This is a genomic window from Sphingobacterium sp. GW821-FHT03E03 (assembly GCF_059420745.1).
Window position 1 is genome coordinate 100,082 of record NZ_JBWKUH010000002.1, and the last position, 12,439, is coordinate 112,520.

Annotated in this window: 12 protein-coding genes; 5 read left to right on the plus strand and 7 right to left on the minus strand. The window is 38.6% G+C overall.

The window, feature by feature from the left end; all coding sequences use genetic code 11:
• Positions 1 to 8: 8 nt before the first annotated feature.
• The 3 genes from AC07UV_RS03780 (at position 9) to AC07UV_RS03790 (ending at position 2,535) form a co-directional block, all read left to right on the plus strand.
• A complete protein-coding gene (locus AC07UV_RS03780; RefSeq protein WP_495182768.1) occupies positions 9 to 953 on the plus strand; it encodes a M20/M25/M40 family metallo-hydrolase in 945 nt (314 codons plus the stop codon).
• Positions 954 to 1,078: 125 nt separating this feature from the next.
• Positions 1,079 to 1,993, plus strand: coding sequence for an SDR family oxidoreductase (locus AC07UV_RS03785; RefSeq protein WP_282250259.1), 915 nt, complete (start codon positions 1,079 to 1,081; stop codon positions 1,991 to 1,993).
• Positions 1,994 to 2,007: 14 nt separating this feature from the next.
• On the plus strand, positions 2,008 to 2,535 hold the full coding sequence (locus AC07UV_RS03790; protein ID WP_120261652.1) for an acyl-CoA thioesterase: 528 nt from the start codon (positions 2,008 to 2,010) through the stop codon (positions 2,533 to 2,535).
• Between the two features lie 116 nt (positions 2,536 to 2,651).
• On the opposite strand, the gene AC07UV_RS03795 is transcribed toward AC07UV_RS03790, so the two are convergent.
• From AC07UV_RS03795 to AC07UV_RS03810, 4 genes are all read right to left on the minus strand, one after another.
• On the minus strand, positions 2,652 to 3,062 hold the full coding sequence (locus AC07UV_RS03795; protein ID WP_495182769.1) for an EVE domain-containing protein: 411 nt from the start codon (positions 3,060 to 3,062) through the stop codon (positions 2,652 to 2,654).
• A 27-nt stretch (positions 3,063 to 3,089) separates the two neighbouring features.
• Complete coding sequence (gldC, locus tag AC07UV_RS03800) at positions 3,090 to 3,440, minus strand: gliding motility protein GldC (RefSeq protein WP_088160288.1); 351 nt, start codon at positions 3,438 to 3,440, stop codon at positions 3,090 to 3,092.
• Positions 3,441 to 3,528: 88 nt separating this feature from the next.
• On the minus strand, positions 3,529 to 3,774 hold the full coding sequence (locus tag AC07UV_RS03805) for a hypothetical protein (RefSeq protein ID WP_495182770.1): 246 nt from the start codon (positions 3,772 to 3,774) through the stop codon (positions 3,529 to 3,531).
• 8 nt (positions 3,775 to 3,782) lie between these two features.
• Positions 3,783 to 5,153: a DEAD/DEAH box helicase gene (locus tag AC07UV_RS03810; RefSeq protein WP_495182771.1), complete on the minus strand. Its 1,371-nt coding sequence runs from the start codon at positions 5,151 to 5,153 to the stop codon at positions 3,783 to 3,785.
• Between the two features lie 176 nt (positions 5,154 to 5,329).
• On the opposite strand from AC07UV_RS03810, the gene AC07UV_RS03815 reads away from it, so the two are divergent.
• On the plus strand, positions 5,330 to 7,468 hold the full coding sequence (locus AC07UV_RS03815; protein ID WP_495182772.1) for a S46 family peptidase: 2,139 nt from the start codon (positions 5,330 to 5,332) through the stop codon (positions 7,466 to 7,468).
• A 118-nt stretch (positions 7,469 to 7,586) separates the two neighbouring features.
• Positions 7,587 to 7,766 (plus strand): BF3379 family histone-like protein, encoded by a 180-nt coding sequence (locus AC07UV_RS03820; RefSeq protein WP_045753606.1) that lies wholly within the window; start codon positions 7,587 to 7,589, stop codon positions 7,764 to 7,766.
• Positions 7,767 to 7,841: 75 nt separating this feature from the next.
• On the opposite strand, the gene AC07UV_RS03825 is transcribed toward AC07UV_RS03820, so the two are convergent.
• The 3 genes from AC07UV_RS03825 to AC07UV_RS03835 form a co-directional block, all read right to left on the minus strand.
• The gene (locus tag AC07UV_RS03825) at positions 7,842 to 8,630 is read right to left on the minus strand and encodes a GLPGLI family protein (RefSeq protein ID WP_495182773.1); all 789 of its coding nucleotides are present in this window, start codon (positions 8,628 to 8,630) and stop codon (positions 7,842 to 7,844) included.
• Position 8,631: 1 nt separating this feature from the next.
• Positions 8,632 to 11,349, minus strand: a complete 2,718-nt coding sequence (locus tag AC07UV_RS03830; protein WP_495182774.1) for an outer membrane beta-barrel protein — start codon at positions 11,347 to 11,349, stop codon at positions 8,632 to 8,634.
• Between the two features lie 296 nt (positions 11,350 to 11,645).
• The gene (locus tag AC07UV_RS03835; RefSeq protein ID WP_495182775.1) at positions 11,646 to 12,434 is read right to left on the minus strand and encodes a GLPGLI family protein; all 789 of its coding nucleotides are present in this window, start codon (positions 12,432 to 12,434) and stop codon (positions 11,646 to 11,648) included.
• Positions 12,435 to 12,439 lie beyond the last annotated feature (5 nt).

Here is a 12,439-nt window from a genome sequence, read left to right on the forward strand (position 1 = left end):
ACCAAAAAATGAAAAACATAAATTTATTTCTAATCGTCTGCGCACTTTTTGTGACAAAATTGGCACAAGCACAACAAATTGAAATCCCGAATCTAAAAAAACATATCTACTACCTAGCGGATGACAAAATGCTAGGTCGCGGAACAGGTAGTAAAGAAGTGTTCAAAGTAGCTGACTATATCGAAAAGGAGTTTAAAAAATATAAATTACAACCCAAGGGTGAAAAAGGCTATCGCCAATCTTTCAAAGCAAAGGTATGGAAGGTAAAAGTAGCTGACAGTATTCGCAATGCTGACAATATTATTGGTTTTATCGATAATGGAGCAGCGTTGACAGTTGTGATAGGTGCGCATTACGATCACTTGGGAACAGGTCACCAAGGTAGCTCCAAAGATTCTCTAGGTGTTGGTAAAATCCACAATGGGGCCGACGACAATGCTTCGGGTACTGCAGGTTTATTGGAACTCGCCCGTTATTTTAGCAGCAATAAGGAAAAAGAACCTTATAATTTATTATTTATCGCTTTCGGGGCCGAGGAACTGGGATTGGTGGGATCCAAATATTTTACCGAACACCCTACCCTACCGTTGGAAAAAATAACGGCAATGCTTAACATGGATATGATAGGCCGCTACAATCCCGACAATGGTCTTGCCGTCATCGGATATGGAACAAGCAGTCAATGGCCGGCTATTTTCAAAGATATCCAAGCACCTATCAAGTTCAATTTAAGCAAAGACGGTAACGGAGGGTCGGATCAGACTTCATTCTACAAAAAGAATATTCCAGTATTATTCTTCCATACCGGCGGACACCCCGACTATCATATGCCAACGGATGACGCAGACAAGATCGATTACAATTCGTTAAAATCTATTCTGGATCTAGAGAAATCGGTGATTGAGAATATCATGAAACAATCGAGTAAAATGGACTTTATCTGGACCAACTAAAACGGATAAAATAAACCATCGAAGACCTTTCAAAATATAACCTAGCTCAAAGGCAAACGTGAGCGGATTTATTAAGGTACTGTAGATACCCTCGAGATTAAAACACAAAAAAAATAAGTATACGGATGAAAAAAATTCTTGTCACAGGATCCAATGGCTTTTTGGGTCAAAAGGTCGTCGACCTACTTGCTGGAAATGATCTTTATGAAGTTACAGCCATTTCGAAAGGCCCGAATAGAAACCCTAATCAAGCGGGATATATTTTCTATCAGGTCGATTTGTTGGATCGGACCCTATTAGCGGATTTTTTATCCAACCATATTTTTGATGCGATTATACACACCGCTGCCATGACCAGTGTGGAAGCATGTGAAGCCGATAAAGCGGCCTGCCAGCTGATTAATGTAGATCTGGTACAAACACTAGCAAGTTACTGCGAAAAAAATAAGACACAGTTGGTGCATCTCTCTACTGATTTTGTATTTGACGGCAAAAAAGGTACAGCCTATAATGAATTGGACGCACCCACCCCACAAAGTGAGTATGGAAAAAGCAAATATGCCTCTGAGCAAGTACTCATGCAGTCTTCCTGTCATTATGCGATCCTACGTACAATTTTGGTTTATGGTATCAACGGAGATCCGAATCGTTCCAACTTAGTCCTTTGGGCAAAGGCAAAGCTCTCCCAAAAAGAAGCTATAAAAGTGGTTAATGACCAATGGAGAATGCCTACCTTTGTAGATGATTTAGCGCATGCTTGTCAATTGGCTATTGAACGACAAGCTCAGGGAATATTTCATATCTCTGGAGCGGAGTTGATGTCCATCAATGAGGCGGTTTATAAAATCGCAGATTATTGGAAACTGGACAAAACATTGATTTCAGAAATCAGCGCGTCAAGTATTGGACAAGCGGATAACAGGCCGCGCCAGACAGGTTTTGATCTCAGTAAATCAAAAAATGAACTGGGCTATGTACCAACAGCGTTTATGAAATCTTTGGAAATAATTGATAGCCAATTCAAAGAATTTGGACGATAATGACAACAAACGATATGATAGAGAAATTTGCGAGAGAGTCATACACAGAGATGAACGAATTGGTCCTGCCTAACGATACCAACACATTTGGAAATCTAATGGGCGGCCGTTTATTATACTGGATGGATATCTGTTCAGCTATTGCTGCACAAAAGCATTGTAGCAATGTGGTCGTTACGGTATCTGTGGATAATGTATCTTTTAAGCGTTCAATCAAATTGGGTGAAGTGGTCACCATACAAGCGCAAGTGACACGTGCATTTAACAGCTCCCTGGAGGTACGCATGGAAATTTTCGCGTCTAATCTGCCCGAGGGCACACGCGTAAAAACCAATGAGGCATATTATACCTTTGTTGCTGTAGACGCCGACAACAACCCTAAAGCTGTTCCTGTATTGATACCTGAGACAGAGTCAGAACACAAAGCTTACGAAGATGCCCTGCAACGGCGAGAACTTCGCCTTATTCTTGCGGGAAAACTGAAACCGGAAAATGCAAAAAAATTAAAAGCATTGGTCAGTTTATTCAGTCAAAAGAACTGATACTATAGGCTATAATTGCAATAAATAAAAAGAGAGAACATGAACATGTTCTCTCTTTTTATTTATTGCATTAGCCAAACAATGCAGTACCTGGGCCTATCATTCGTCTGAATCAACTAGTCCTCGTTGCCTAAGGCTAAGATTCGATCAAATTCTTCAGGTTTTAGCGGCATTACTGATAAACGGCCCTGTCTTACCAAAGCGATATCCTGTAACTGCTCATCCGCCTTGATCGTCTCCAGGGTGACAGATCTCTTCAATGTTTCAACGGGAGCTAAATCTACGACAACCCAACGCTCATCATCCGTTGTTGGGTCCTGATAAAATTCTTTCACAACCTTAGCGACACCAACCACATCCTTTCCTTCGTTGCTATGATAAAAAAGAACCAAGTCCCCTTCTTTCATCGCTTTCATATTATTCCTAGCCTGGTAATTGCGTACACCATCCCAAAACGTCCGTCCATCTTTATTGAATTGTTCCCAACTATATTTAAATGGTTCAGATTTTACTAAGAAATATTGCATAGTCAAATATTTGTTAAGCGTTAAAAACTATTGTTGCGGCATTAATACTTCCATTTTATCTGCAAAATGCGCACAGTAATCACGCAAGTCGCCAATAACCTTCTCAGCCATGGGGTCCCCGCCTGAAGAACGGATAAATGAATCGCCTAAGGTTTGTAAGGTTTCGTAAAAAAAACGCTTCATCTCATCATAAGGCATATCTTTGGTCCAAAGATCAATACGCATTGAATTTTTATAATGTGAATCCCATAAGGCTAAAAACATTGCTTTAGCAGGTAATTCTTCTGCATTATTCCCATCTGTGGAGGACCACATGATGTTTTCAGGAACATTGTTTTCGTCAAGCTCTACTTGTAATTTTATTTCCGCTTTTTTCATTTTAGTATTGAGTATTGAGATATGAGTATTGAGATTTTACCTCAACAAGCCTACGGCTTATCCACCATCTCCATTTTTTAATTTTCCGCTACGCGAATGTCACTTTAACGATCAAGCTGGCAACGCAGACCACGACCAAAAATGCTAACTGCAACATCCACATTTTTTTATTCTTTTTGATAAGTACTCTAAACAAAATATCGACTGCCGTCAGTAGTACCATCAAGGCTATAAATGCTCCCCATGTAAATAGTGCCTTTTCGTCATTGGAATTTTCCATAACAAACCAAGCTACCAAGCATGCACTCGCGATATTTAATGGGGTAAACCGCATTTTTTTAACTATCGTTTCTTGAAACTACGATTTGATCCTGTTGCCTTACCGCCGCCAGACTTCCCTTTGCTCTTAGCCTTCGGCTTAAAGCCTGAGGCACGTTGTGCTTCTCGTACTTCCTTTTGTTTGATCACATATTTCTTTTCATGGAAGGCTCCTTGATAATCTGGGTTGTCTTTTTTCTTTTGATTATCAATATCACGGGCTATATCCTGTTTCTCCTGAAAAGGTGTTTTCTCTACGAATACCTCCTCTGGCATTGGATACACCGGAATACTCTGCTTAATCAATTTCTCAATTTTTCGGACATAATATTTCTCGGCTTCATTGCAAAAAGTGATTGCATCCCCTTCATTGAAAGCTCTACCAGTACGTCCGATACGATGCACATAGTCCTCTATAACAATAGGAACTTCAAAGTTGATAACATGGCTCACGTTGGAAACATCAAGTCCCCGTGCTGCGACGTCCGTTGCAACTAGGATACGGATATTTCCCTCCTTAAATGCATTGATCGAGTTTATACGGGTATTCTGCCCTTTATTGGCATGAATGACACGAACTTCATCTTTGCCATATTTACGCTCTAGAAAATGAAAAACGTTATCTGCAACTTGTTTTGTTTTACAAAAAACAATCAATCTACTAAAAGCTTCATCATCTTTCAATAGATGCTGTAGTAAATTCAGCTTCGTTTTTTGGTTAGGAACAAGATATAAAGCCTGACTGACCGTTTTTGCTGGTGTAGCTTGCTCAGACACCTCTATAACAGTAGGAAAAGCAAGAAAATCTCCAGCGATCTTACGAACAAGCTCACTCATCGTTGCTGAAAACAATAGATTTTGACGTTTGCGCGGGACGATTTCCAATACCCGGTGAATTTTGCTGATAAATCCCATATCCATCATCTTGTCCGCTTCGTCCAAAACTAAAAATTTGAGTGATTTAACAACGATATGTCCTTCTAAGTACAAATCAAGGAATCGACCCGGTGTAGCAACGATAATATCAACTCCTTTTTCAAGTGTTTCTATTTGAGTTTTTGGGCCTAAACCGCCATACAATACAACAGAACGTAAATCGAGATAAGTAGAAAATAATTTGATGTTCTCCTCGATCTGCATCGCCAACTCTCTGGTTGGTGTCAAGATCAGGGCACGCGCATCATTTCCTTGTGCATACTTCAATTTCATCAACATGGGCAATACAAATGCAGCCGTTTTTCCGGTTCCGGTCTGGGCTATTCCCATCACATCCTGCCCCGCCAATATCGGTGTAATTGCCTTTTCTTGGATCTCAGTCGGTTGTTCATACCCCGCTTCTGTGATCGCATTTAAGATCTGTTTATTGAATTTAAAATTTTCAAATGATTGCTGCATCCGACAAAGATAAGGAAAAGAGTCCATTTGACTTTCTTCGATGAACATTCCGGCACACATTTACTTTTAATTGACATAAAAATTGGGAAAAAGAACAATATAAAGTCTAATATTTTGGTTTTTAATAGAATTAAAGCATTTTTGTACGGTATAAACAAACTTTTTATCAGGTTGATATGAAAAAATTATGGATGTGTTTGTTGTTGATAACAACAAGCTTTGCTGCATTTGCCGATGAGGGAATGTGGTTTTTAATGTATCTGAAGCGTCTAAATGAGGCAGATATGCAAAAAAAGGGGCTTCGTTTGAGTGCCGAAGAGATCTACAGCATTAACAACTCTAGCTTAAAAGACGCTATCGTGCAATTCGCTGGTGGCTGTACAGCGGAAATTGTCTCAGATCAGGGCTTGGTATTCACCAATCACCACTGTGGCTACGGAGCAATTGCTGAATTGTCAACACCAGAAAACGACCACTTAACAAATGGTTTTTGGGCAAAATCGAAAAGTGAGGAATTGAAACCTAAATCGCTATCTGTACGCTTTTTTGTACGTATGGATGATGTTTCAAAACGTATCTTAGGTTTGGTTAACAATAAAATGACTGAAGATGAGCGCAACAAAATCATAGCGGCTGAGATTGCAAAAATCCAAAAGGAAAACAGCGAAAATGGTAAGTATATTGTTGAGGTAAAATCTTTCTACCAAGGAAATGAGTATTATTATTTTGTGTATCAAGATTATAATGACGTACGTTTAGTGGGAACTCCACCAAATAGTATTGGTAAATTCGGTGGCGACACGGACAACTGGGAGTGGCCTCGTCACACTGGTGACTTTTCAATTTTCCGCGTCTATGCAGACAAAAACGGGAACCCTGCCGAATATGCACAGGACAATGTTCCGTTGAAACCAAAACATTTCTTACCTGTTAGCTTAAAAGGTGTTCAGGAAGGTGATTTTGCCATGATCCTTGGTTATCCTGGTCGTACCAATCGTTGGATGCCTTCAGGAGGAATCAATCAAAACGTGAAATTTGCGTACCCTGCTTGGGTTGAAGCTTCCAAAACAGGTATGGATGCCATGAAGAAATTCATGGATCAGGATCAAGCGGTCAAATTAAACTATGCTTCGAAATATTCTCAAGTAGCCAATTACTGGAAAAATCGTCAAGGTATGATTGATGCGTTGACCTTACATAAAACGGCGGCATCTAAAGCAAAAGATGAGGTCAAATTTGACAAATGGGCAAATAGGGCTGCCAATAAAGCGGAATACGGTGATGTGATCAAAACAATCAATGCATTCTATACCGCAACCAACGAGCAAGCGAAACACGATAATTACTTGATGGGTATGATCCGTTCTAGTGCGATCGCTACTTTACCGTACTCCATCGGTTCTGGTTTAGAAGTTTATGCTACAGCTGATGAAGCGCGGAGAAAAGATATCCTTCCACGTTTAAAATCAGCGATTGATGCTGGCTACGAAAAAATGTATATGCCACTAGAAGAACAGGTATTGATCGACGAGCTGAATCTATACGCAAAAAAGGCCGGAAATATCGCACCTTATGTTGCTGAATTAGCGACTAAAAACAATAACGATTTTACAGCCTATATCAAAGAATCCGTAAAGAACAGCATTTTTGCTTCTGCAGAGCGTTTAAACAATTACTTGGAAAACCCAAATGCTGAAATTTTAGCAAATGATCCATTGTATAAGTTATCTTCGGCGTTGATCAGCAAATACCGTCAGGAAGATCCTAGCGCAAAAGCTGAGCATGACAAATTTGACGGAGCTTACCGCAAATATGTTGCTGGCGTATTGGCTTCCAATCCAAAAGGTAAATTCTATCCAGATGCAAACAGCACATTGCGTCTTTCTTATGGCACTATCAAAGGCTTACCAAAAGACCCACGTAACGACGCTGATAAGAACTTCTATACAACCCTAAAAGGTACTGTTGCGAAATACAAAAAAGGTGATGAAGAGTTCGATTTGCCACAACGTTTGATGGATTTGTACAAAAATAAGGACTATGGTCGTTACGCTGACAAAAAAGGATATTTACCAGTAAACTTCCTAAGTGACAACGATATAACTGGTGGAAACTCCGGTTCTCCAGTAATAAATGGCAATGGCGAATTAATTGGCCTAGCTTTTGATGGTAATATCGAGGCGATGGCTGGTGATGTGATCTTCGACCATAAGCTACAACGTACAATTTCAGTTGACATCCGTTATGTATTATTTATCATCGATAAATTTGCTGGCGCAACTAACATTATTGACGAACTTAAGATTGTTGAATAGTTTTTTTTAAGCTTTTTCGATAAAAAAAAACGAAATTTATTTTCAAATTGATTCGTTTTTGTATATTTAGGGAGTGTTTAGGAAAAACCATAAAAACTAAAATTATAATTATAAAAAAATGGAAAACTACGTAAAATTAAAAGAGTTAGTAGCTTCTATCGAAGCTGATGCAGACAAGTTCTTCAACAATGGTAATTCTGCTGCTGGTACACGTGTACGTAAAGGATTACAAGACATCAAAACCTTAGCACAAGAAATTCGTAACGAAGTTACTGCTAAGAAAAACGACGGAAAATAATCTTTCTTGAGTTTACATAAAAAAGGCCTTTCAAATGAAGGGCCTTTTTTATGCGTTAATACGACCTAAAACTTGTTACAAGTAGTAACAGCCCATCAAGAGGTTATACACCTTCACACCGAGATAATCACCCAATACAGCATTTAGTTTGTCGTAAACTTGCTTTCTATTCAAAGGTTTGTCTTTTTTCTTAAGAAACTCGTTAGAAGAAATCGTCACAGGACTCAGCTCTACTTTGGTGGCAAACATATTATAGTGGAGCTCTGGAACAGCCAAACCCAAAATCATCCCAGGTAGACCATTGAATGCAGATGGCCCGCCAGATACGGGAATTTGATCTGTGTAAAATGCAACAGCATAGATTGAATCAAGTACAAGACCATTTGCTCTGCGGCATTGGTATCCTGCGATCTCCCTGTACTCGTTCGTAATTTTCCACTTAATCTTAAGGGTAGAATCGGCTATCACAATCCGTTCTCCTGCCAATTCAAAAGTAGATTTGAATTCCTTTGTTTTCAAATTCTGATAACTGCTGATTCCAGACTCAAAAATTCCCATCCGCATCAGTTGCTGAACAGCCTCAGGATAATCTTCAGGAATATGTTCGCAAAGGACTTCATTTGCAGAAAATTTCAAGGTCTTTCTAAGCACCTGATTTTCTGGCGCCCCTTCCACTATTCCCTTTAATGCATTTCGGCTCTCTTCATCCTTAGAATAAGCCGCATAGCGCTTGATCAAATTTTTAAGAAATACGGTTTTCTCAAAAGTAATCGTTCCCTGATCTGGAAAATAAGCATATTGACTCTCCGCCTTTCCCAAACACAGTATTAAAAATAGGGTTATTATATTTCTGATCGTTCTCATTCTATTTTGATTTGACTAACATCTTGTTGATTTCCCAGCTCAGTTTTACCATATAATACCTACCGATCGTATTAAATCGGCGCTCGGTCAAAAGTGTTCCATTTTGATTTCGCTCAAAGCCAACATTTTGGTTCAATACGTCATTGATCATAAATGTCAGTTCCAACTTCTCATCTTTCATAAACTTTTTTGACAGCCCAGGACTCAAGACAAAACGCTCGAATTTCTTACTATAAACTGCAGTTGGTGCCTGATATCTATAATTAAAATCTGTCCGTAATACAAATTTGGCTGGCAGGAAGTATTTAAATTCTCCATTAGAAGAGAATGTAAAACCTTTACTATCTTCCATCATTCCAATTGAATTATCCTGGATGACATATCCCGGTGAAACTTCAAGTCCAAAATCCAAGCCTTTTGTGGAGGACTTTTGAAGTCCATAACTCAATGAATAGGTCTGAAACTTTGCATTGGCCAAAACATTATTCACGTAATTATAATTATTACCAATAGAAATAGTAGGTCCCCCACCGTGTCTCAATTGATACTTTTTCCATAAAATCCCATAATACATTGGTCTTATACTAATCTGATTATTGGCATTATGGTTTAAGTTATCCCAGATAAAGGTCGTTTTGCCGACAGAGTCTATTGTCGTGTTTTGTACCAAAGCATTATTCGTTCGGGAAGCATTAATGTAAATACCATAAAACTCACCTGTAAGAATTGAAAAAGATCTAAAATTTAAATTCAATTCATTCGTATAAGATGGCTTTAAATTTTCGTTTCCTAAATATTCGTTCAATGGATCAAGATTTGACCGTAGTGGCTGAATCTGATTGAGCGAAGGTAATCCATTTGTTCCTCTATAGATCACGGAAATAGATCTATTTTTTTTAATCTCATAGTTTAAATCCAAAATGGGATTATAAACAAAGAAAGATCTGGACAAATGTGCGTCGTCCACTCTGTTCAATTGTGACAAATCACTATTTTCAAACCTGTTGGCTATGTTAACAACAAATTTTTCCATCGGCTTATAGTTGATCGAAAGATTATAGGTGTTCTTCGTGGTTTTATACAGAAAGTCATTACTATATACATCATCCAAATCATCGTAGTCTCCTGTTTTTGGATTTTTATTCAGAGACTTTACCGAATTGCTATTGCGGTCAAAATTAATACCATATTCAAAAGCTAGTATGACCTTTTTTGATAACGGCTCAGAATAAGACAGTTCACCACCGACTGCAAATGTATTGTTATCGATAACTTTTTTCTGATCCAAGGTGGTATTTCCCACAGAATCTCCATTTCTATAGTAAACTAAGCTGGAATATAGCTGTTGGTCTCCATCCTGCTTACTTCCTGAGGTGAAATAATTGACTGTTAATGACCGGCCCTTTTTCTTAAATCGTTTCACATAAAGTGCTGAACCATTATACTGCTCCGACTTGGTATCATTTTGAAAATCTCGGGTATTTCCATTAACCATCTGATCAAATTGGTTGACTGTATTTGAGATCGTTCTCGAAGAACTGATATCCCGTCTCCTATTTGCGCCTGCCCATACAGTCAAATCGGATAAAGAATCAATTTTAAATTCATATTTCAGTCCAACGTTATGTCTTTTATTATCACTGGAAGCAGCTGTATTGTTATTGCTAATCAGAATGGTATCTCTTGCTGCATTTCTGCTAAATATACTTCTATCCAGATCAACATTTGACTGGCTATATTTATAGTCAATCCGCCAGGAATGCTTCTTATTTGCGGTTTTATCCGAATATAAGAAACCCGTATTGAGGGACTTAGGAATTCCTTCGCCCTCAAAATTTCCGGAACCGTCTCCATCACCGCCTATACTTGAAGCTTCCTGACCATTCAATCCTGTTTTGCCTGTATTACTCGCGATCAAATAAGTTGAAACCCGAAAAGATTGGTTAAAATAATTCAAAAATCCCTGACCAAGATAAAATTTATTGTTTCCTCCTCCAGCATCGACTTTTCCAAAAATACCACGTTTCGCTTCCTCTTTTAGCTTAACATTGATGGTCTGTGTACGTACGCCATCATCAATACCTGTTTTCTCCGCTTTATCAGATTTTTTCTCATAGACCTGAATCTTATCCACCATATCCGAACGGATATTTCGGCTTACCAATTTTGGATCGTCACCAAAAAACTCCTCCCCATCAACAAGCATCTTTTCGACTGTTTTCCCTTGTGCGGTAATCTTTCCAGAGGCATCTACAGTGATCCCCGGCAAAACTTTCAGAAGGTCCTCAACCTTCGCATTCTTTTCCACCTTGAAACTACGGGCATCGTACTCCGTTGTGTCTCCCTTTATTGTTATCGGAATCCGGCCCGTTACGATTACCTCCTGCAATAAAGTAGCACTATTTGTAAGCCCGATCGACAGGTCTGTATAATCCCTCTTTGGCAAGATATTGGCATAATATTCGCCATATTTTGGATAGGTTACGATAAGTATATATTGGCCAGTATCTGGTTGTAGTAAAGAGAACCTCCCATCTTCATCGGATCGGGTGAAGTCTGTCAGAATAGAATCTTTGGCAGTTAACAACATAATCGTCGCATTATGAAGTTTAAGCTTATCTTTTGCGTCGTTAATTTTTCCCTCGATTTTGGATTGCGCCTGAACTATTCCGCATAAGCAAAGTAGAAAAAGTAAAAGTGATAACCACACTCTTTTCATAAAATTTATTAAATGGTATTTAGTGACAAATTGTAATAGCAGGCAAAACTACTATTTTACTGGATGTTTTTTGCTTCGTCATAAAAAAAAATAACTATGTAATGAAAAAATCACCAACAAACTCAGGATAACTCAATATAAGTCAGATGATATCAACAAAATTTCATGTAAAATCATCAATAATAACATTGATTTTATTTTGCTACCATCGACAAAGGGCTACCATGGATGGCCCTTTGTCGATCAGAACAGCTAGTATTTTTAAATCACATTGTCTATTGAATAAGACGATCCTCCTATAAATTGCCTAGCTCCATAATAAATTGAACCGTTTCCTTATTCATGTGCTGTGATAATACGCCCGAAATCTGATCGGTCATTGTCTTTCTCGTCATCCGTTTCACTTTGCTTTTTTCGAATCTCTTTTTATCCATGACCACATCATTGCTTAATTCGACTTTAGTGGCAAAATAGGAAACATGCTGGCTGGGCACCACCAATCCAAGAATCATCCCGGGAAGCCCGTTGATAGACTCAGGTCCACCACTGATCGGAATCTCGTTACAATAATACCCGATCACATAAATCGAATCAGCTGTAAGACCATTGGCTCTCCGGCAACTGTAACCTGCAATTTCACGATATTCATCAGTAACTTTCCATTTGATACGTTTCATTGTATCCTCCACAATAATCTTTTCACCTACGATATCATTATACCTTAGAAAAGAGCGGGTCGTCATATTGGACAAGGTAACCCCTTCAAAATCCAGCGCAAAGGTCATAATATACTTTTTAACCATCTCATCTAGATTATCATCTTTGACAGGTTCAAACAAAGTTTCATTGGCATTGAATTTTAAGGACTTTTTCAATACGGCATTTTCAGGCAGCTTGGGTAACACCTGTTCAAAAAATATTTTTGATTTATCATCAGCCTTGGCCAAGAATTTCTTACCCACAATATTCTTCATGTACATGGTCTTATCGTAGGAAATGCTCCCGGACCTTCCGAATAGTGTGTACTGCGCCTTGAGGCTTAGAACAGTACAACAGAAACATAGGAAAACGATATATTTTAGCATGGTAT

Coding starts and splice junctions, on each gene's coding strand:
- AC07UV_RS03780 (WP_495182768.1), top strand. CDS start 9: ATGAAAAACATAAATTTATTTCTAATCGTCTGCGCACTTTTTGTGACA.
- gldC (WP_088160288.1), bottom strand. CDS start 3,440: ATGAAAAAAGCGGAAATAAAATTACAAGTAGAGCTTGACGAAAACAAT.
- AC07UV_RS03815 (WP_495182772.1), top strand. CDS start 5,330: ATGAAAAAATTATGGATGTGTTTGTTGTTGATAACAACAAGCTTTGCT.
- AC07UV_RS03810 (WP_495182771.1), bottom strand. CDS start 5,153: ATGCAGCAATCATTTGAAAATTTTAAATTCAATAAACAGATCTTAAAT.
- AC07UV_RS03805 (WP_495182770.1), bottom strand. CDS start 3,774: ATGCGGTTTACCCCATTAAATATCGCGAGTGCATGCTTGGTAGCTTGG.
- AC07UV_RS03830 (WP_495182774.1), bottom strand. CDS start 11,349: ATGAAAAGAGTGTGGTTATCACTTTTACTTTTTCTACTTTGCTTATGC.
- AC07UV_RS03795 (WP_495182769.1), bottom strand. CDS start 3,062: ATGCAATATTTCTTAGTAAAATCTGAACCATTTAAATATAGTTGGGAA.
- AC07UV_RS03820 (WP_045753606.1), top strand. CDS start 7,587: ATGGAAAACTACGTAAAATTAAAAGAGTTAGTAGCTTCTATCGAAGCT.
- AC07UV_RS03835 (WP_495182775.1), bottom strand. CDS start 12,434: ATGCTAAAATATATCGTTTTCCTATGTTTCTGTTGTACTGTTCTAAGC.
- AC07UV_RS03785 (WP_282250259.1), top strand. CDS start 1,079: ATGAAAAAAATTCTTGTCACAGGATCCAATGGCTTTTTGGGTCAAAAG.
- AC07UV_RS03825 (WP_495182773.1), bottom strand. CDS start 8,630: ATGAGAACGATCAGAAATATAATAACCCTATTTTTAATACTGTGTTTG.
- AC07UV_RS03790 (WP_120261652.1), top strand. CDS start 2,008: ATGATAGAGAAATTTGCGAGAGAGTCATACACAGAGATGAACGAATTG.